This window comes from Rheinheimera baltica DSM 14885 (assembly GCF_000425345.1).
Classification (GTDB): Bacteria; Pseudomonadota; Gammaproteobacteria; order Enterobacterales; family Alteromonadaceae; genus Alishewanella; species Alishewanella baltica.
On the sequence record NZ_AUDG01000012.1, the window covers coordinates 68,260 to 88,486 of the forward strand.

At 49.3% G+C, this 20,227-nt stretch carries 19 protein-coding genes; all 19 read left to right on the forward strand.

What is annotated here, in order from left to right; all coding sequences use genetic code 11:
* Positions 1-76: 76 nt before the first annotated feature.
* Positions 77-2,644, forward strand: coding sequence for an HzsA-related protein (locus H595_RS0106550; RefSeq protein WP_051219758.1), 2,568 nt, complete (start codon positions 77-79; stop codon positions 2,642-2,644).
* Positions 2,645-2,647: 3 nt separating this feature from the next.
* Positions 2,648-3,370: an SH3 domain-containing protein gene (locus tag H595_RS0106555; protein WP_027670495.1), complete on the forward strand. Its 723-nt coding sequence runs from the start codon at positions 2,648-2,650 to the stop codon at positions 3,368-3,370.
* Positions 3,340-3,954 (forward strand): outer membrane beta-barrel domain-containing protein, encoded by a 615-nt coding sequence (locus tag H595_RS0106560; RefSeq protein ID WP_027670496.1) that lies wholly within the window; start codon positions 3,340-3,342, stop codon positions 3,952-3,954. The genes H595_RS0106555 and H595_RS0106560 overlap by 31 nt, the downstream gene beginning before the upstream one ends.
* A gap of 20 nt (positions 3,955-3,974) precedes the next feature.
* The gene (locus H595_RS0106565; RefSeq protein ID WP_027670497.1) at positions 3,975-4,448 is read left to right on the forward strand and encodes a TlpA family protein disulfide reductase; all 474 of its coding nucleotides are present in this window, start codon (positions 3,975-3,977) and stop codon (positions 4,446-4,448) included.
* Entirely contained in the window at positions 4,441-4,662 is a 222-nt protein-coding gene (locus H595_RS0106570) for a DUF4266 domain-containing protein (RefSeq protein ID WP_027670498.1), read from the forward strand. The genes H595_RS0106565 and H595_RS0106570 overlap by 8 nt, the downstream gene beginning before the upstream one ends.
* 46 nt (positions 4,663-4,708) lie before the next feature.
* Positions 4,709-5,779 (forward strand): DUF3570 domain-containing protein, encoded by a 1,071-nt coding sequence (locus H595_RS0106575; RefSeq protein ID WP_240474838.1) that lies wholly within the window; start codon positions 4,709-4,711, stop codon positions 5,777-5,779.
* Between the two features lie 12 nt (positions 5,780-5,791).
* Positions 5,792-6,301 (forward strand): hypothetical protein, encoded by a 510-nt coding sequence (locus H595_RS0106580; RefSeq protein ID WP_027670500.1) that lies wholly within the window; start codon positions 5,792-5,794, stop codon positions 6,299-6,301.
* On the forward strand, positions 6,286-8,157 hold the full coding sequence (locus H595_RS0106585; RefSeq protein WP_027670501.1) for a hypothetical protein: 1,872 nt from the start codon (positions 6,286-6,288) through the stop codon (positions 8,155-8,157). Before H595_RS0106580 ends, H595_RS0106585 begins: the two co-directional genes overlap by 16 nt.
* Complete coding sequence (locus tag H595_RS0106590; RefSeq protein ID WP_027670502.1) at positions 8,154-11,018, forward strand: tetratricopeptide repeat protein; 2,865 nt, start codon at positions 8,154-8,156, stop codon at positions 11,016-11,018. Before H595_RS0106585 ends, H595_RS0106590 begins: the two co-directional genes overlap by 4 nt.
* Positions 11,005-11,670, forward strand: a complete 666-nt coding sequence (locus H595_RS23435; RefSeq protein WP_051219760.1) for a tetratricopeptide repeat protein — start codon at positions 11,005-11,007, stop codon at positions 11,668-11,670. Before H595_RS0106590 ends, H595_RS23435 begins: the two co-directional genes overlap by 14 nt.
* Positions 11,663-11,965, forward strand: coding sequence for a hypothetical protein (locus H595_RS21745; RefSeq protein ID WP_037053874.1), 303 nt, complete (start codon positions 11,663-11,665; stop codon positions 11,963-11,965). The genes H595_RS23435 and H595_RS21745 overlap by 8 nt, the downstream gene beginning before the upstream one ends.
* A gap of 10 nt (positions 11,966-11,975) precedes the next feature.
* Positions 11,976-12,635 carry a MotA/TolQ/ExbB proton channel family protein gene (locus H595_RS0106605; protein ID WP_027670503.1) on the forward strand — a complete coding sequence of 220 codons (660 nt, stop codon included), beginning with the start codon at positions 11,976-11,978 and terminating at the stop codon, positions 12,633-12,635.
* The gene (locus H595_RS0106610; RefSeq protein ID WP_084153503.1) at positions 12,619-13,137 is read left to right on the forward strand and encodes a biopolymer transporter ExbD; all 519 of its coding nucleotides are present in this window, start codon (positions 12,619-12,621) and stop codon (positions 13,135-13,137) included. The genes H595_RS0106605 and H595_RS0106610 overlap by 17 nt, the downstream gene beginning before the upstream one ends.
* Positions 13,134-13,661, forward strand: a complete 528-nt coding sequence (locus H595_RS0106615) for an ExbD/TolR family protein (RefSeq protein ID WP_027670505.1) — start codon at positions 13,134-13,136, stop codon at positions 13,659-13,661. The genes H595_RS0106610 and H595_RS0106615 overlap by 4 nt, the downstream gene beginning before the upstream one ends.
* Positions 13,658-14,599, forward strand: coding sequence for an AgmX/PglI C-terminal domain-containing protein (locus H595_RS0106620; protein WP_240474839.1), 942 nt, complete (start codon positions 13,658-13,660; stop codon positions 14,597-14,599). The genes H595_RS0106615 and H595_RS0106620 overlap by 4 nt, the downstream gene beginning before the upstream one ends.
* 22 nt (positions 14,600-14,621) lie before the next feature.
* Entirely contained in the window at positions 14,622-15,818 is a 1,197-nt protein-coding gene (locus tag H595_RS0106625; protein ID WP_027670507.1) for a hypothetical protein, read from the forward strand.
* Between the two features lie 3 nt (positions 15,819-15,821).
* Positions 15,822-18,248: a LamG domain-containing protein gene (locus H595_RS0106630; RefSeq protein WP_027670508.1), complete on the forward strand. Its 2,427-nt coding sequence runs from the start codon at positions 15,822-15,824 to the stop codon at positions 18,246-18,248.
* A gap of 7 nt (positions 18,249-18,255) precedes the next feature.
* Positions 18,256-19,836: a hypothetical protein gene (locus tag H595_RS0106635; RefSeq protein ID WP_037053877.1), complete on the forward strand. Its 1,581-nt coding sequence runs from the start codon at positions 18,256-18,258 to the stop codon at positions 19,834-19,836.
* A gap of 146 nt (positions 19,837-19,982) precedes the next feature.
* On the forward strand, positions 19,983-20,227 hold a 245-nt coding region (locus tag H595_RS0106640; RefSeq protein WP_156885929.1), incomplete at its 3' end, for a transposase.

Consider the following 20,227-nt stretch of genomic DNA (forward strand, 5'->3'; position numbering starts at 1 on the left):
ATGCAAGCATGCAGTAAACGGTAGCCGGATCTAAATAATGATACATAGGAAAAGACTTTATCTTATCGCAGTTAGCATGGCCCTTGTCGCATGCGACGCTGATATAAGTGTACAGAATGAACCGACAGATCCGGTTGTACAAGAAATTGCTCTCGCTTTTGTTGAACGCCCGCTTTTGATAACAGATGAGGTGGAATACCGCACCAGTCTGACAGACCCAACACGCTTTAATCCCGGCGCTCGCTTGTTATTAAAACAAAATGCGTTTGCGCAATCAGCTGAAACAGATCTTACGGCCGCGTTATTTGCTGAAGGGCAATTGTATGATGTAAAAGATTTAGTCGCATCGGCAGATGGCATGACCTTACTGTTCGCATTGCGCGCGCCTGAATTGGAAGATGTGCCGGATGAATTACAGCCTAAGTGGGATTTGTGGCGTTACAATGTCAGTGATAAAAGTGTTACTCCTTTAATTGCAGACCCTCAACTGGCCCAGCGCGGCCATGACATAACACCCGCTTTTTTGCCAGATGGCCGTATTATTTTTAGTTCGACCCGCCAAAGTACCTCACGGCAAATATTGCTGGATGAATTTAAGCCTCAGTACACGGCGTTAGATGAAAACTTAAACATTTCAACGTTCAATCTGCATGTAATGAATGCTGATGGCAGTGGTATTGAGCAGCTTAGTTTTAATTTAAGCCATGATATTTACCCTGTGGTGTTAAGCGACGGTTATGTGTTGTATAGCCGCTGGGATAACCAGAGCGACCGTTCCATGTTCAACTGGTATAAAATGCAGCCAGATGGATCTGAGAATCAACTGGTTTATGGTTGGCATTCACATAACACGGGCGCTGCAGAAACTGCCGTTGAATTTACCAAGGCAATAGAATTGGATGGCGGCGGCGTATCAATTGCGTTAGCTAGCGTTAACGCCCCGAACTACAATAGTTGGCCGCAACAGATAGCGTTAGAGCTGGCTAGTGATAACGACCAGGCACTGGCTGGTGAGACGTTAAACATACCGGCACAAACCCCCTTGTTTCCATGGGCGTTTGATAATACGGCACGGCCAGAAACCTCGGGTGCGATAAACAGCTATGCGCCGTTAAAAGATGGTACCGGACGTTATCTGGTTAGCTGGTCTCCTTGTCGTGTAATCCAGGATGATGTCACCTTAAGCTGCACGCAAGTTGAGGCTGATGCTGAGTTAGTACTGGCGGCGCCTTTGTATGGCTTGTGGTTGTTTGATACGCAAAAACAAACGCAGGTGCCGGTGCGGCCGGGACAGGAAGGTTTGTTAGTGAGCGAACCGGTTGTGTTGCAGTCTTCACCTGATGCGGTTTTTTTACCAGAAAACCCATCATTAGATGCTGACCTTGCCGCTGAAAACGCCGCTATTTTGCATATTCGCAGCGTCTATGACTTCGCCGGTACTGCCAGCGTAAATATCGCTAGATTAGCCGATCCAATGCAAACGACTGCTGACATGCGACCTGCACGCTTTTTACGACTAGTTCGCGGCGTACCTCAGCCACCTGACGATGTACTTGATGTGCCTAATTTTGCTTTTGGCGTTAGCCGGCGTCAGTTGATGCGTGAAATTCTGGGTACAGTGGCAATTGAGCCTGACGGTTCAGTGCAAGTAAAAATACCGGCAAATGTGCCATTTAATTTGGCGTTGTTAAACGCTGAGGGACAGGCTATTTCGCCGTTGCATCAACAATGGATTACCTTGCGGCCAGGGGAAACCCGAAGCTGCAATGGTTGTCATCGTGCACAAAGCACGGCACCGCATGGTCGTTTGACCGGTGAGGCTGCCAGTGCCAATCCAGGATTAGACACTGACGGCAACTTTGCCAATACTAACCCGCAGCTAGTGGCATTGGCCGGCGAAACCATGGCACAAACGGCCGCTCGGTTAAATGGCACGCCTGAGCTTAGTGCCGCATTACACTACCTTGATATCTGGACTAACCCTGCTCAACGAGAGCCAGATGCTGAGCTTTTAGTTAGTGCTGCGGATCTGACCTCAGCGCCACCAGCTGGCGTGGAATGCTTTGCGCAGTGGCTGGCAAGTTGTCGTATACGTATTGATTACCCCAGCCACATCCAGCCGTTGTGGTTGTTAGACCGACGCCAGTTTGACCCTGAAACCAATGAACTTATCGCTGATCATACCTGTGTTAGTTGCCATAGCCGCACTGATGTTGATAGCAATACGCAGCTGCCTGCCGCCCAGCTGGAGCTAGACGATGCCGCCTCCGATATCGATGCCAATCATGTTCGCAGTTATCGGGAGCTATTAAGCAACGATAACGAATTAGAACTGGTTGGTGGGGTACTGGTCGATCGTTTGGTACAGGCGACCGATGCCGATGGGAATTTACGCTTTGTTACCGATGAAGACGGTAATCTGATACTGGATGATGAGGGCAATCCAATCCCGGTAATGGTAACTGTGCGGGTTAACCCTGCTATGCGTGCCGGCAATGCGTTAAACAGTTCGGCATTTTTTAGCCTGTTTAGTAATGCCGGTTCACATCAAGGCTATTTGTCTGCTGCTGAATTAAAACTGGTAGCGGACTGGCTGGATATTGGTGCGCAATACTATAACTCGCCTTTTGTGATCCCGGAGTAGTAAATGATTAAACCTTTACTGCTATGTTTGAGCTTACTATGCAGTGCAGCGTTGGCCGCACCGATACCGGTGAAAGTGCAGGGTGACTTTGTTAATTTGCATTCTGGTGCGGGTCGGGGTTATCCGATGGTACAGGTTGCAATAAAAGGTGAGTCATTAACCCTGGTGACCCGTCGAAACGATTGGGTTCAAGTGTTGTTTCGTCAGCAGACATTCTGGCTGGCGAGAGCGGATTTAACACAGCTGGTTACGCTTACCGGTGAGCAGTTTGACGTGTCGGACCAGCGATTAAATGAGTTCGAACAACGCGCATTTGAAGCCGGACTATTATTTGGCGATTTTAACGGTAGTAGCTATTATCAGTTGTCGTTTTCATACTTGTTTAGTCCTTATTTTCATACGGAATTAGCTATTGGCCAAGCAAATGGTCGTCAAGCTGATAACCTGTCTGCAGAATTAAGTGCGTATCTAAGTCCAATGCCACATTGGCGGCTGTCACCTTATTTTGGTATCGGTGGCGGGGTACTGCAAACAACCCCACGAACCATACTGGTGCAAACGCCCGATCGAAACAACAGCCTTGCCAGCGTTGAGCTTGGGCTACGTTATTATATGACCCGAAATTTTATCGCCCGCATGGGATACCGGCGTAGCGTAATTATTACCGATCGCAACGACAACGAAGAGATTGATACATGGAAACTTGGCTTCAGCGTATTTTTTTAGTTCTCAGTTTCACTTCTGTTGCGGCTATGGCGCAACAGGTTGAACCAGACATCGAACGTCAGGTGGTGAGTGAAGACCTGTTGGACAGTGAGAATTGGTTATTAGGCGCCCGGGTTGGCGTTATTAGTATTGAAGATTTTGGTAGTAGTGCAGTGTCGGCGCTTCAACTGACGTACCACATCAACGAAGATTTCTACCTGTCAGCTGAGTACGCTATGGCTAAAGCCGGTAAAACATCTTTTGAAGAGCTAAGTGGCGCGGCACCACTGTTAACGGATAGCGAGCGTGAATGGCGTTACTACGGTGGACATCTGGGCTACATGCTTTTGCCTGGTGAGACCTTTTTAACCCGTGACTACGCTTTTAATAGCGGCTTATCGCTGTTTATCGGTGGCGGCAATGTCGACTTTGCCGGTGACACTGTATTCGCTGTACAGGTAGGTAGCCAGTTTAGGTTATATGCCACCGATTGGTTGGCAATGGAGCTTACCTTTAGTGATTATATTTTTGAAACCACCATACTGGCACGCAGTAAAACCACGCATAATTTAGCGTTGGGTTTAGGTATAGCGGTATATTTTTAATGCCAATAGCAGGAGCAAAAATGAAAAGCAGTATCTTAGCAGTAGTATTCAGTTTGTATTGTTCTCTGTTGCACGCGGCACCCGCGCCGGACTTTACGTTAAAAGCCCTGGATGGCGCCAATTTACGTTTAGCTGAACAGCGTGGCGATATCGTCTTAATTAACTTCTGGGCCAGCTGGTGCGGCCCGTGTATTCAGGAAATGCCTCAGCTTGACAAGTTGGCTCAGAAATACCAAATGCTGGGTGTGCAGGTATGGGGCGTTAATGTTGAAAACGATAGCGCTGCAGCAAAAGCCTATTTAAATAAAGTTCAGGTGCAGTTTCCTGTGTTATTTGACACCGACAACAGTGCGTCAAAGGCCTATCAGGTAGAAGCGATGCCCACAACGGTAATTATTGATAAAGACGGTCAATTGCGCACCGTTCACCGCGGTTATAAACCAGGCTATGAGAAAAAATATGAAGATGATATTAAGACCTTACTGCGTGAGTAAGCCTGCGGTATTGGCCAGCGTGTTACTCATGCTTAGTGGTTGTGCCAGCGTTGAGCCATGGGTTAAACCTTATGAGCGTGATAAGTTGGCAGACCCTATCATGGCATTTGGCCGGCATCCGGTGGCCTTACAGCATGTCGCCCACGTGCGCGACTCGCGTGAAGCCGCCAAAGGCGCCAATGGCAGCGGGGGCGGTGGTTGTGGTTGTAACTAGGCTACTCACGCTATTTATCTTGTTCTGCTCCGTGGCGCAGGCTGCGGTGCTACCCCAAGATAGAGCCGACTTAATGTATCACGCCTATCAGGGCGGCGGTGTGTCTATTGATGGCCCGGCGGTAATGCTTCGCAAGAAGGCGGGACAATCCGTATCATTGTCAGCGTATTACTATGTCGATACCGTCTCTGGTGCGTCGGTTGATGTGCAGGCCACAGCATCGGCCTACACTGAGGAGCGTGAGGAAAAGCGCGTCGGTATTGACTATCTTGCCGGCAACAGCATTGTTAGTTTGAACTATGCACAAAGTGACGAAAACGACTACAACGCAAAATCGGTTAGTTTCGCCATAGCACACGATACCTTTGGTGGCATGACAACGCTCAGCTTGGAAGCTGGGCTGGGTGACGATGAAGTTGGCCGTAACGGCGATGAGAGCTTTAGCGAATCGCTTAAACGATATAACTACAAATTGGGTTGGACGCAGGTATTAACGGATCGCTGGATTGCCGCCCTTAACGTGCAGGTCGATTTGGATGAAGGCTTCTTAAATAACCCCTACCGCAGTGTTCGCTATCTCAATACTAATGAGTCTCGTGGCTATAGCTACCAAGCGGAAGTGTATCCCAATACCCGAAATACTGTTGCCATAGCGCTGGTGAATAAATTTTATTTGCCGTATCGGGCCGCGGTGAGTGTAAACCTGCGACATTATCAGGACAGTTGGGATATTCGTGCTTTTGACGCTGAAGTTGAGTATGTGCATCCGCTTAGCCAGCAATGGGTGCTGGAAGCCAAAATGCGCTGGTATAGCCAAGGTCAGGCCAACTTCTATCGTGACTTATTTGATTACGCCAATCAGCAAAATTTTATGGCGCGGGATAAAGAGCTTAGTGAGTTTAATAACATTACGCTGGGCCTTGGCGCCAGTTATATGTTGCCAGTATGGGGCGCTTGGCCAGAAGCTAAACCCGAACTAACGCTGCAATGGGACCATATTCGCTTTAACTATAAAAACTTTCGCAACGTCACCGTGGTTGACGCCAGTGCAGGCCTTGAGCCGCTGTACCGGCTGGAAGCCAATGTGATTCGGGCGTTTTTCAGCCTTTACTTTTAGCAGGACAAACGAATGAGAACGCTATTTTTAACCGGATTATTGTGGCTTAGTATGTTAGCCAGTGCGGAAACCGAGCCGGTAAATACGCAGCTTGAACAACTCAAGCAACAGGTGATACAGCTGAATCGGGAACTATTCCTGCTGGAGGAGGAGCTGTTGTTTCCACCTGAAACGCAGCTGGCAGTCTATCTATCAGCAGATATGGGGCAGTTTTTTCAGCTAGACAGTGTCGAACTTATTTTAAATGACAAGCCGGTTGAAGCGCATTTGTATACCACACAGCAATGGGATGCTTTAAAACGCGGGGCGATTCAGCCTTTGTTTAAAGGTAATGTTAAAGCCGGTGAACACAACCTTACTGCGGTATTTATTGGCAAAGGGCCTGATAACAGAGACTACCGGCGTGCGGTGAGTTATCCGTTTACTAAGGCCGAGGAAGCTGTGCTGTTAGAGCTACAGATTAAAGATCGTAGCAGTGATTACCAACCTGATTTTATTGTGCAGCCATGGTCCAACGACTAGCGCCTGCGTTTTTACTGGCTCTTAGTATATCTCTGCCTTGGCAGAGTGTATCAGCGCAGTTTGAAAACGGAGAAAAACACTATCGCCAGGCGGCCTGGTCATTTTATTTGCAACAGCCGGCGCAAGCCCTGGAAACCTTGCAACTGGCCCCTGAGCAAGACAAACGGGCGCAGTTGTTAGAGGCTGGGTTATATTTGCAGTTAAATATGCCGCAGCACGCAACCACGTTGCTCGAAGACCTGTTGCTTAAGGCTGAAAAAGACCAAGAGGCATTACCTCAGTCATTACGGAATATTGCCTTATTGCAATTAGCGCGTTATCAACTGGAACTAGGCGACAAGCCCAGTGCAAAACGTTACTTATCTGCCGTTAGCGAAAGTGATAAGGGCGAATGGCTTGGCCAGCAGCAGTTGTTAAATCAGTTAGTTAACTGGCCGGATATTAGCATCCCAAACAAACCCGATTTCACCTTGTTAGCCATGCAGCCAGAAATGCCTTATATCGTTAGCAATCAGGCGCTGGCATTGGCGCGGGCGCAAAAAAGTGATATTGCCCTGCAGTGGTTAGCGCAGTTAAAACCGCGGTTAAACGATACGGCCCAACAAAGCTTTTGGTCGGCTTTGTTTAGTGGTCAATGGCGCTTTTTGTCACAACCGGAGGGCTTTGTTTATCCGGCGCAGGAACGTCAGGCATTAGCTGACTATATCGGTTTGACACAGGCGCAGCTGCATATTGAACGGCAGGAGTTTGCCGCGGCCGATGTTATTCTGGCGAATTTCGCTGCTGACAGCGCACTAAGTGGTACAGCACTTTCCTTGTATAGCCATATTCTTACTGAACAGCGGCACATTCCGGCACTACTTGCTGTGCTACAGCAACAAATAAAACAGCAACCTTTTAGCCAGTCGGCCTGGCAGGCGGCTACACGGATAGGTGAACAATTAGAGCGCGCTTTGCAACCGCGTGATGCATTGGGTGCTTATCACTGGGCTGAGCAATACTATGAACAGCAAGTGCAGCTTATTCAGCAACAAGCCCGACCTTTGCAAGTGAGTCAGTTGCAACAAGGCGGTTCACAGTGGCAACAGCTGCAGTTAAGCAGCGACAATAACTTGCATCGACTGCAGCAAGATGTGTTGGCATTGCAGCAGCAATTAGCGGATGCGCCGATACGCCAGCAACGCCTGGCGCAGTTGCAGCAGGTAACCGAGTTTAAGCTGGTGCAACAGCAGCAATTATTACGTACACAATTACCGCAGCTGACAACGAAACTGCAGCAGTTGCAACAGCAGTTTTCTCAGCTGCAACAGCACATTGAGCTGGCCCAACAGCACCCCATGGACCTGGCGTTATGGCAAGGCCAACCTTACGAGCAGCTTAGCCGGTTAGAACAAGCTGAACAGCGTTTACCACTACTAAAACAAAGCGGGCGCGATGTGCAAGGGTATGCTCAGCGCTTGCAGCGGCTTCGTTCACTGTTACAGTGGCAATACAGTAATACCGCGACAGAACGAAACTGGCAACGCACCAAGCAGCTTCAGATACTAAGTGAGCTGCTTAGCAATACAGAGCAGCAGCTAACAGCTTTAACGTTGCAGGGTGACCAAACGGCGCGGTTGCAACAGGTACAACACCAGCTGGCTCAACTGAGTGCCAGTCAACAGCAGTTAAATTTGGCGTTGCTTAGCCGGCAACAGCAATTGCTTGCCGAGTTAAATCAGCAACTGCAACAGAAACTGCAGCAGCAGCTTGCCGGATTAACTGAATTAAAACGCCATAATAAAGAATCTATGGCACGGGTAATGGAAAAAGTATTACTTACAGCGGATACAACTAACAGCGGAGCCACATTATGATATGGCGCCTTGAACCTGTTGGTTTATCCTGTCAACACCGTATCACCATATTAGCATTGTGCTGCGCCACACTTATCGGATGCTCTGCATCTTCGGTGTCTGATAGCAGACCGAAGCTAGCAGACTTACCGGCGTTTGACCGCAGTATTGTGGCAGTATTGCCTGATGTTAATGAGCAGCAACTAGACGCTTTGTATCAGCAAATCCTGCAGTTACAACCTGCGGCGCAAACCCGGCAGAAAATTTTGTATCGTTTGTCGCAAATGCATACCAGCCAGTTTGAACGGCAAGACTTAGCGCCAGAGCAAGAACAGGCGGCATTACAGCAACTGGTTCAACGTTATCAACAATTGCTTAACGATTACCCGCAAGACCCGAATAATGAGCTCATTAGATACCAGTTGGCGCGTAGCTACGATCTATTAGGGCAGCAGCAGGCCTGTCTGGAACAGTTAGACCAGTTGTTGCAGCATTACCCTGATTCCGGTTTCGCAAGTGAGGCCTGGTTCCGCAAGGGCGATATTCACTACAGTCGCAGTGAATATCCGGCCGCATTAGCCGCTTATCTTGCGGTGATAAATGGTCAGGAACTCACCCTCAAACAACATGCCCGCTATATGGCCGGTTGGAGTTACTTTAAGCAACAGCAATTTGAACTGGCGGATGAGCAGTTTTTAGCGGTACTAGATACAAGTTACAGTGAAATACATACTGACGAGCAGGATCCCGGTGTACAAGGATTACGTGCAGAAGTACTTCGCACTTTAAGTGTTTCACTCAGTTATCAGGAGCAAGCGCAGAGCTTACAGAGCTTGCTGCAGCGCGTAAGTTATCGAAGCGGCGAACGTCCGGTTGCCTTGGTTGCCGAGGTGTATCAGGCCATGGCCAATTTCCTGGCCGAAAAAGCCTTGCACAACGCTCGTTTGCAAACCTACCGGCTATTTATAACTGACTACCCTGAAAGTATTTTGGCGGCGCGTTTTCAGCTTACGGTAATTCAGCATTATTTATCCGACGCCAATGCACAGCAAGCATTGGCTGAACAGCAACAGTATTTGCAGCTATTTGGTCCGGAGTCTGCTTTTTGGCAACAAGCTAAGGTAGCTGAATTGACAGAAGTAGAGCCTAACTTACTGCAATATTATGACTATTTTGCCCGGGCTCAATATGCTAAGGCGCTGACGTTAGCGGGTGAACCACGTCAAGCTGCTTTTGCTGCCGTGATACCGTTGTGGCAACAAATGCTCAGTGTACTGGGTGAGCCATTACTGCAACATAGTTCGAAGCATAGCCCGCAGCAGGCGACATACTCTGCAGCCGATATCCGCTACTTACTGGCTGAATCCTATGCGGGTGCTTTGGATAGTGCCGCAGCGCTTAAACTGTACACGCAACTGGGATATGGCGCTGAACCTGAAAATGCCAGCTTGTTCACAACAGAAAGTGCTGCTTATAAAGCGTTATTAATAAGCGCCGAGCTGGCTGAACAAGACGAAACCTCAGCCCGCCAGCACTGGCAGCAACAAACTGACTTTGTTCAGCACCATCGCAGCCATCCTGCGGCGCAACAGGTTGCATTACAGCAGTTGCAGCAACGTTACAATGAACAAGATTATTTTGCTGTATTGCAGCACAGCGATGAGGTTATAGCCTGGCCTCTGGCAGACAAAAGTCAGCCAGCGCTGGTACAAGAAGCCAGGTTTTTACACAGCCAAAGTGAGTTGGCATTAACACACTATGCTGCGGCTGAGCAGAGTATTCAAACCCTGTTAAACGATGCCTTAAGCCCGGCACGACGTAATTTACTTACTGAGCAGTTGGCCTCCAGTATTTATCAGCAGGCGCAGCAAGCGGACGTTTCATCGGAGGTTGTGCAAGGCCATTTGCAGCGTTTGCTTAGTACCTTAAGCACTTCAGCCTATCATGAAGCGGCGGCATTTCAGCAGATTGAAATAATCCGCCAGGCATTGGATTACACTAGTGCAATACCGTTGCTTACGGCATTTATCCAACGTTATCCCGACAGTGAACGAACCCGTGCAGCCAAGGCACAATTGCTAGACAGCTACGAGCAAGCCGGGCAGTGGAGCAATGCCGCCACAGAGTTAACAACATTAGCAGCAACCATTACTGACACCGAGCAACAGCGTGAGGCACTGTATTTGGCAGCGCAGTATTTTCAAAAAGCGGGTGAAAATAATAACGCGCTTGATGCCTGGCGCAGTTATGCAAATCGTTATCAGCAGCCACATTTGCTGGCACAAGAAGCGCGCTTACAGCTGATACAGCTGTATCAGGCAGAGCAAGATGTGTACCGGCAAAACTTTTGGCGCAGCAAAATCGCCAGCTTCGAGCAACAGTTCGCCAGCGAAGGCAATGAACGCACTCAGCAATTGGCTGCGCAGGCACTGCTTGAACTGGGTCGACACGAAAGCGAGCTGTTCAATGGCATCAGATTAGCGCACCCGTTAAAGCAAAGTTTGCAAAAGAAGCGCCAACATATGACGGCCGCGATCAGCCATTTTGAGCAAAGTATGCAGTATGGCGTGGCGGCATTACTGACAGATGCACAATTTCGCGTGGCGGAACTTTATCAGCAAATGGCCAAGGCATTGCTGGCATCCGACCGGCCCAAGGGGCTGGACGAATTAGCGTTAGAAGAATATGAGCTGTTGCTGGAAGAGCAAGCCTACCCGTTTGAAGAGCAGGCTATTGCGATTTACCAGCAGAATACCCAGCTTACCCAGCAGCAATTGTGGGACCAATGGGTGCAACACAGTTTTAGCCGTCTGGCGCAGTTATTGCCGGCCAAATTCGATAAAACTGAAACCTATACTGAGGTAGCCAATGAGGTATTTTAATTTGGCGCGCCAGCCCAAGCTGTCAACGCTTAAGTTGCCATTTTCTCTGCTAATATTAAGTTATTTAACCGCGTGCAGTCAGCTACTGCCTGTCGCACCGGCAACCTCGCCTGAAGTCGCCTCCTCGCGCCCGGTTGAACCGGCACTGGCAACCGGTCTATTACCGCTTAGTGCTGTGCAGCAACAACAATTTGATTTAGCGAAGCAGCAATTGAACCAAGGTGAGTTTGTTGCCGCTATCCCTCAGTTACAGCAGTTGGCGTCAGCATTGCCTTCCTTGCCAGGCATCGGTTACAACCTGGCAATAGCGCAGTGGCGTAGTGGCGATATCGACGCCGCGCAGCAAACATTACGCCAAGTGGTCAGTGTGGCGGCACAGTATAGTGATGCCCATAATTTACTGGGTGTACTTGCAAGACAGCAGGGGCATTTTCGACTGGCTGAACAGCATTTTCAGCAGGCATTGGTGCCAGACAATCGTTATGCGGTCGCGCATAAAAATTTGGCATTTTTGTACGAGTTGTATTTAGGGCAATTGGTAAAGGCGAAAGATCACTATCAGCAATATTATGCGTTGACTAACGATCAGCAAGCAGTTGGTTGGATTGCCTTGTTGGAGCAACAACTAGCGCAGGAGCAAGCACGTGATTAAATTAAGCGTTGTTATAACAACATTGCTGCTTAGCCTGAGCGTATTGGCACAACAGCAACCTTCAACCGTTAAATTAGAGTCAACCATTAGCGGTAATCAGGAGCAGCCAAAAACAATTTATGTACTGCCCTGGCAAAGCCCGGTTAGTGTTATTCGTGTACCCGGGCAGTCATTGGCTACTGAAGAAGCCGTGCTGTCTCCATTAGATCGACAACAATTTCTACGTTTTATCGCAATACAGCAAGGCATTAAGCCATTGCCCGCATTGCAATCAGTTAACCCAAAAAATCAATAAGAGGTATTTCATGGAGTTTTTTAGCGGCATAGTGCGATTTTTACAGGAAGGTGGCGTATTTATTTACCCCATCGCGTTTATCCTGGTGTTAGGCATCGTGATTGCCGTTGAGCGCTGGTGGTTTTTACGCTCAGTATATGGTGTAAATCAACGTGCGGTTGGGCAGGTGCAATCGGCTGTGGCTCAAGCTGATACTCGTCGTATTCTTGAACTCGCATCAAACAGCACTGCCCCCTTGTTGGCTATGCTGGCCAGCGGTGTACATCGTCTGCGCTCATCATCGCGCCGCGAAGATATGGAGTACGCCATGGAAGAAGTGGTTTTGGAGTACAGTTTACGCCTGCAAAAGCGCACGCCGTTTTTAGCGACGTTGGCAAACGTTGCCACCTTGCTAGGCTTACTGGGCACCATTATGGGCTTAATTGCCGCATTCTCCGCCGTAGCCAATGCTGATCCGTCGGAAAAGGCCAGTTTACTGTCGTCCAGTATTTCAGTGGCGATGAATACCACCGCTTTTGGTCTGATAACGGCCATACCATTGGTATTTATTCATGCACTGTTACAAGGCAAAACGGCCAGCATTATCGATACGATGGAAATGGTCGGCATTAAGCTGATGAACAGTATTGCCAAACAAGCAGATGGTGGCGCGGATGATCAAAAGGCGTAAAGCACCGCTTGCTGACGCGGAGCTGGACATCACATCATTTATGAACCTGATGATAGTGCTGGTGCCTGTGCTGCTACTTAGCCTGGTATTTGCGCAGATCCGCGTGCTGAATATTCAGCTGCCAGCGCTAACCGAGCAATTGCTACAGCAAGAGATGGAGCAGCCACAGCAGTTAGAGCTGGCAATTTACCCCGACCGGCTCAGGTTAAATTATCCGGCGGGTGAACCGCTGCGGGTATTTGAGCTGACCGAACAGGGCAAATTAGATTTTGCTGCACTTAGCCTGTATCTGCAGGATTTAAAGCTAACTTTCCAGCAAAAAAATATAGAAAAACAAGACATTACCATACTGGCACCGGACGAACTGGACTACCAGACGCTGGTGACTGCAATGGACACCGTACGCTCGTTTAAAGCCGTGGTAGCGGCCGATGTTGTCGATGCTGAATTGTTTCCTTTCATCTCGCTAGGTGAATTACCGCAAGAGGAGGGCGCAGAATGAAGATGTCATTTCGCGCTAAGCGCCTGGAGCGGCAAAACCAGCGTCTGGCCCAAGCCAGTAAGCTAAATTTAGTGGCACTGATGGATATTTTTACCATCCTGGTATTTTTTCTGATGGTGAATCAATCGGAAGTTAAAGTGCTACAAAGCAATAAAGACATTAGCTTGCCGCGCTCGCTGTCACAGCAGTTACCAACAGAAAAGGTCATGCTTACCATTACTGCAAATGGCGTCTTGGTGCAGGGTAAACCTATCTGGCAAGGAGACTGGCAGCAGGACAGCAGCCTTTGGTTGCCAGAGTTAACACAGGCGCTGACTGATGAACTTAATTACCTTGCTCAAAGAGCCGGGCCTTTACCTGAACCGCAGCAGCAGGTTGGCCGTGCCTTGACTATTTTAGGTGATGCCGCTACCCCTTATGCTTTGTTACGCCAGCTAATGGCTATTTGTGCTGCTACCGAATATCGCGATTTATCGCTGGCGGTAGAGGCCGCGTCGCCTGCCGCTGTTTCGGAGGCGCCATGACGACATTAGCCATGGTCGCTCAGCATAACGGCCAGTTTGAAGATAAACGATTTTATCGCTTATTGTGGGTAGGTTTTGCGCTGTGGCTTATTTTTGCTGTGGTAGTGCCCATGTTTGAGGTGCCAGAGCTTAGCCGGCAAGTGCAGGAGCGGATCCCAGAACAATTGGCTCGTGTTATGTTGGAAGAGCGCAAAGCACCACCGCCACCTGAACCTGAGCCCGTGCCGGAACAAATTATTGAGCCCGCTAAGCCAGAACCTATGCCTGAACCGGAGCCTGTAGCCGCGGTTGCCGAGCCGGTAAAGCCAGATCCAAAGCAAGCACGTGAGCAAGCCCAGCAAGCGGGATTAATGGCAATGCGTGACGACTTAGCGGATTTGCGCCAGAGTTTTCAGCTAAATAACAGCCAGCCCAAAGTAAAAAGTCGCGGTGAGCAGCAAGCCACACAAGTTGAGCGTAAGCTGTTAAGAAATGACGCCGCGAAAACCTTTGCCAGTGCCGAAGCGACTGCGGTATCCGGTGATGTCGCGCGGTCAACATTAGCTGGCACCGGTACCACTGCCTTAGCAGAAGCGGAGCTACAGGGGTTGTCTTTAACCGGGCTGGCAGAACCAATTGCGCGCACTGACACGGCTAAAACCGGGCCACAAGGGCGGTCGGAGGCTGAAATTCGCCGGGTGCTGGAGGCCAATAAAAGCAGTTTGTACACCCTTTATAGCCGGGCACTTCGCAGTAACCCGCTGCTTAAAGGTAAAGTGGTTTTTGAGTTAGTGATCCGCGCAGACGGTAGTCTGGCAGAAGTGAATATCGTACGTAGTGAATTGAACGACGCTAAGTTGGAGCGACAACTGACCTTGCGGTTACGTTCGGTTGATTTTGGTGCTGAGGCAGTAGCCTTAACCCGTTCGGAGTGGACGGTAGAGTTTTTACCAGGCTGATAGGCAGCCAGAGGTGATAGATATGCGCAATTTGACCTACGTTAAAGGGCTGGTAATAAGTTGCCTGTTACTTAGTAGCACGGTACAAGCAGGCTCATTAGAGCAAGCGAAACGATTACATGATCGTATTGCCGGTGTACCGGCGGATGCCGCAACCCTGGCACAAATGCAGACGCTGATTGACAGTGGCAATGCCACTGCAGCTGCTGAGTTGGCGATGCAACATCCTGATTTTTATCGCACAACGTTAAAGTTGTTTTCGTCAGCAGCGACGAATCGTGATGAGGATGTGTTTGAACCACTCAATGACTACAGTGCGACAGTTATTGGTTTAGTGCGGGACGAGGTAGATTTTCGCCAATTGCTGCAAACTGATGTGCTATATGTTGGCGCCGATACCTTAGGATTACCACCATACCAAAGTAACAGCAATGAACATTATCTGGCGTTAGAACGCCAAGCAGTCGATTTAGCCCGTTACCTTGAACCACGCTCGCAAAGCACGTTAAATGGCATTCCGTCAGAGGCTGCAGCCGGCGTGATGACCAGCAGAGCAGCGGCCAAAGCGTTCTTTTATTTAGGCACTAATCGCGCCATGTTTCGCTACACCCTGATGAACCAGCTATGCACCGATCTTGAGCCTTTACAAGACATTACTACGCCAAGCGGGCGTATCCGGCAGGATGTTAGCCGCAGCCCGGGTGGAGATAGCCGCATTTTTAATAACCGCTGTGTTGGTTGTCATGCGGGGATGGACCCGATGGCGCAAGCCTTCGCGTATTACGACTACCAGTTTAGTGATGAAGATGGCAGCAATGGCCGTATTTTTTACCAGCAAAGCGGCACATTAAACGCCACAACACAAAGTCGGGTACAAGCCAAATATCACATCAATGCGGGCAGCTTTCCTTATGGATACCGCACAGAAGACGACAGTTGGCAGAACTACTGGCGCGAAGGACAAAATCAATCACTTGGCTGGGATAATAGCTTGCCCGGTGAAGGCGCTGGCGCTAAAAGTCTGGGTGAAGAACTGGCTAATAGCGCTGCTTTTGCGCAATGTCAGGTGAAAAAAGTGTTTCGCACCGTTTGCTTACGTGATGCTGAAAGCTTAAATGATGTTACCGCGTTACAAAGCATTAGTGAGCGCTTTACCACTGGCGGCTATGTGCTAAAACAGGTGTTTGCTGACACCGCAACCTATTGTATGGGAGATTAAGCGATGAAATATTCTTTACTCCCGTTGTTGATGCTGAGCCTGGTGCTTGTTGGGTGTGGAGGTGCAGATGTTGAGCAAAACCCACCACCGCCAAATCAGTCAGATAATATTAATTATCAGGGGCCAGCGCCGCAAACTGATGATATTCAGTTATTTAAATTAACCTTGTGGGACAACGTTGCCAGTAATAATCGCTGCGGTGCCTGCCATGTGCAAAATAATACCGCGCCGTCGTTTGCCCGTAATGACGATATTAATTTGGCTTATGCTGCCGCGATACCCTTAGTTAATTTACCTGATCCAGCGCAGTCGCTACTGGTTACAAAGGTGGCGGGTGGCCACAACTGTTGGCTGGCCAGTGATACAGCCTGTGCTGACACCCTAACGCAATGGATCCGTAACTGGGCCAACAGTGCTGAAACCGAAAGCGCTACGGTAACATTGGTTGCGCCGCCGGTGCGCCAGCCCGGTGCCAGCAAAGTGTTACCAGAGTCACCGGCATTATTTAGCGCGGGCGTGTATCCGTTGCTTCGACAGTTTTGTGTGAATTGTCATGCGCCAGGTGCAGCACAACCCCAAGCGCCATTTTTTGCTGACAGTGATCTGGCTGCAGCCTATGAAGCCAGCCGTAAGTTGATTAACTTAGATCAGCCGGAGTTGTCGCGTTTTGTTGCCCGTCTTGGTGGTGAGTTTCACAACTGTTGGTCTAATTGCGAATCAGATGCGCAGCAAATGCTTAACGCCATTCGACAGATTGCTGACAACGTAGAATTAACCGAACTAGACGCGAGTTTAGTACCCTCTAACGCCCTGCGTTTGGATGATGGTGTCGTAGCCTCAAGCGGTGGCAGGTTCGAAGCCAACCAAATTGCATTTTATCAGTTTAAAACCGGCAATGGAGCCATTGCCTACGACACCTCTGGGGTGGAGCCTGCAGCAAACTTAAGTTTGCAGGGTGACATAAGCTGGGTAACCGGCTGGGGCATTCAGATTAACAGTGGCAGAGCACAGGCCAGTACTGGCAACAGTGCCAAGTTGTCTCAGTTAATTTCGGCTACCGGTGAGTTTAGCGTAGAAGCCTGGGTGGTACCGGCGAATGTGGTACAAGAAGGCCCGGCGGCCATTGTTAGCTACGCGGGTAGTAATACGGAGCGCAATTTTACGCTGGGGCAAAGTCAGTACAATTATGACTTTTTATTGCGGTCTGGTTTGAGCGATTTCGCCGGTATGCCAGCGCTGAGTACGCCGGATGCCGATGAAGTATTACAGGCGACATTACAGCATGTGGTGATAACGCAAGACCCGGTGAACGGCAGGCGTATCTATGTCAATGGCCAGGACACCGGGTTGGCAGAGCCTGCCGATGCTATTCGTAACTGGGATAACACCTATGCACTGATTGTTGGTAACGAAGCCAATGGCAACCGGCAATGGCAAGGGGCGGTGCGCTTGTTAGCAATACACAATAAAGCCTTGTCTGCGGCGCAGATTCAGCAAAACTATGATGTGGGTGTTGGGCAAAAGTTTTATCTGCTATTTGGTATTGGCGAGCTGATTAACCTGGCGCAAAGCTATATTGTGTTTGAAGTGGCCCAGTTTGATAATTATTCTTATCTGTTTAATGCACCTTATCTGATTAATCTTGCCGGTAGCAGTTTGCCGGACGACCTGACAATCAGTGACATGGCCATTGGCCTTAATGGTAAAGAAGTGGTTACCGGCCAGGCTTGGTTGAAGCGCCAGTTTGACGTGCCAGCAAGTGCGGATTTAGCAGAAGGTGCCGTGCTCTCCACACAAGGTACGATTATAGCGACAGAGCTTGGTGCTAATAGTGACGAGTTCTTTTTGTCTTTTGGTCGCATTGGTGATCGCCAAAATGTGCGCACAGGCATCAGTGTGCCGGTTCAACAAATTTTGCCTGCAGCTGGCCAAAGTAGCGACATTGGCCTTAGAACCTTTGCTGAAATTCATGCCAGTATGAGTGCATTAACCGGGGTGTCGCAGCAACAGGCTGCAGTGGCTCAAGTGTATCAAACGGTGCAACGTCAGCTGCCTGCCGCTGAAGCGATTGATACCTTTGTATCGGCACAGCAAATGGCAGTAACACAGCTGGGTATTGCTTACTGCAATGCCGCGATAGAAGACAGCAGCATCCGGCAAAGCTGGTTTGCCGGGGTAAATTTTGCCGCTAGCCCGGCAGTAACCTATAGCCAAGCAAACCGCGCTCAGTTTTTAACCCCCTTGCTGGACAGGTTAATACCGTTATCTCCGCAAAGCTCAGCAGTTAGAACAGAGGTGCAAGCCGAATTGGATGCACTTATTAACCGGCTAAGTAGCTGCGGTGGCAGTTGCAGTAGTGATAGAAGCCGAACAATCGCAAAAGCTGCTTGTACAGCCGTGTTGGCAAGCGCCGAATTACTGGTGCAATAGGAGACGTATGATGAAAACAAAACAACCGTTGCATCCTGATAGCCCCTTACTGCACGCTTGCCACAGTAAACCGGTAAGCCGGCGTGACTTTATCGCGTGCGGCCTAAGTTACGGTGCTGCTGTGCTAACTACCGGTTCGGTTTTTGGCATGTTTGCCAACCCGAATAAAGCCCAGGCTGAATTGTCACCCGATTTAGAAGCATTAAAGCAGCTATGTGGCATTAACGTACAAGGCGCGGGCAAAATTCCGTTTATTTGTTTTGATTTAGCCGGTGGCGCCAATATTGCCGGTTCAAACGTACTGGTGGGCGGTGCAGATGGTCAGCGAGACTTTTTATCGGTGCAAGGTTATAGCAAGTTAGGCTTGCCTGCCGACCAGGTCCCTACAGCGGTTAATGCGGCTAATCCGGCTGGTGGCTTTATTAACGACCAGCTTGGGCTGGCGTTTCATAGTGACTCACAAATGCTCGCTGGCATTTTGGAGCGCACCAGTATGGCAACCCAGGCCATGACCAATGGTGCAGTACTGCCATCGCGCTCAGAAAATGATACCGGCAATAACCCGCACAACCCGATGTACGCTATTGCTAAAGCGGGTGCCAGTGGTTCTTTAATGCCGCTAATTGGTTCCAGAAACTCAGATTCTGGCGCCAATTCGATGACGCCAATGGAATTTTACAATGCTGAGCTTAGGCCAACAAAAATTGATCGCCCCAGTGATGTTACCGGCTTGGTGGATGTGGGCGATTTATTTGGTTTATTAGATCAAAACGATGCTGTAGCAGTGATGGAATCAGTACAGCGCATCAGCGACAGCAAATTAGGCCGGGTTAACACCACGATTAGTCGTGACGCCTTAATAAAAGAACTGGTGCGCTGTGGCTATGTTAAAAGTGCAGATTTAGCTGACCGTTTTGGTAACCCGGCAACCCTAGACCCGGCAGCCGATCCGGATATCGTCGGTGCAGCGGGAATATTTACTGCAGAAGAGTTTAATGGTGATGCCGAGTTTCGAAAAACGGCGTCGGTAATGAAACTGGTGGTAAACGGCTTTGCTGGTGCCGGTTCTATTACCATGGGCGGTTTTGATTATCATACGGGCGAGCGTGGCACCGGTGAGCTGCGTGACTTGCGTGCGGGACGCTGTATTGGCGCTTGCCTGGAATATGCCGCAAGGATGAACCAACCATTGATGATCTATGTGTACAGTGATGGCTCGGTTGCCAGTAATGGCCGCATAGATGACTCTGCAGCAGGTCGGGGCAAAGGTGAGTGGACCGGCGACAATTCCTCTACTGCAGCCTCTTATATGTTGGTCTATAGTCCATCTGGCCGGCCGTCGCTGCTGGGCGGCACGCCCACGGAACAAGCGCGTCACCAGCAAATTGGTTTTATGCGCTCAGATGCCTCGGTTGAAACCGGTTCATCAATAGCGGCTAACAATGTGAACTTATTAGTGCAAACGGTGTTGTTAAACTATTTAGCCCTGCACGGAGAACAAGGGCGCTTGGCTGAAGTAGCACCATTTCATGGTTTAGGCAATGCGGCTAGCCTGGACCGGTTAACGGCATTTGCCCCTATTATTTAATATGCAACTAAGATAGTGTTATCTTAGTTTTCCTGAATTTTGGCCATGGCATTACTAGGGCTTGTTGATCTTTCGAGATGGATTATTAGACAGCATGATGGGCTGGTACAATTACTTTCGCCAAAAACTAACCATGACAACCCATCATGCCAAGGACAATGTTAACAGACGAGTGCTGGTCAAAGCTAATCAGATTGATGCTTAAAACAGGCCGCATTTATGACAAACCGGAACACAGAAATACTTTCGAAGGCATTTTGTACCGGATGCGGGTCGGTTGCCCATGGCGCGATGTGCCAGAAACTTTTGGAGATTGGAGCGCCATCTACCGGCGTTTTAACTTGTGGTCTAAAAAAGGCATTCTGATGCAGCTATTCGCCGAGTTAAGGCA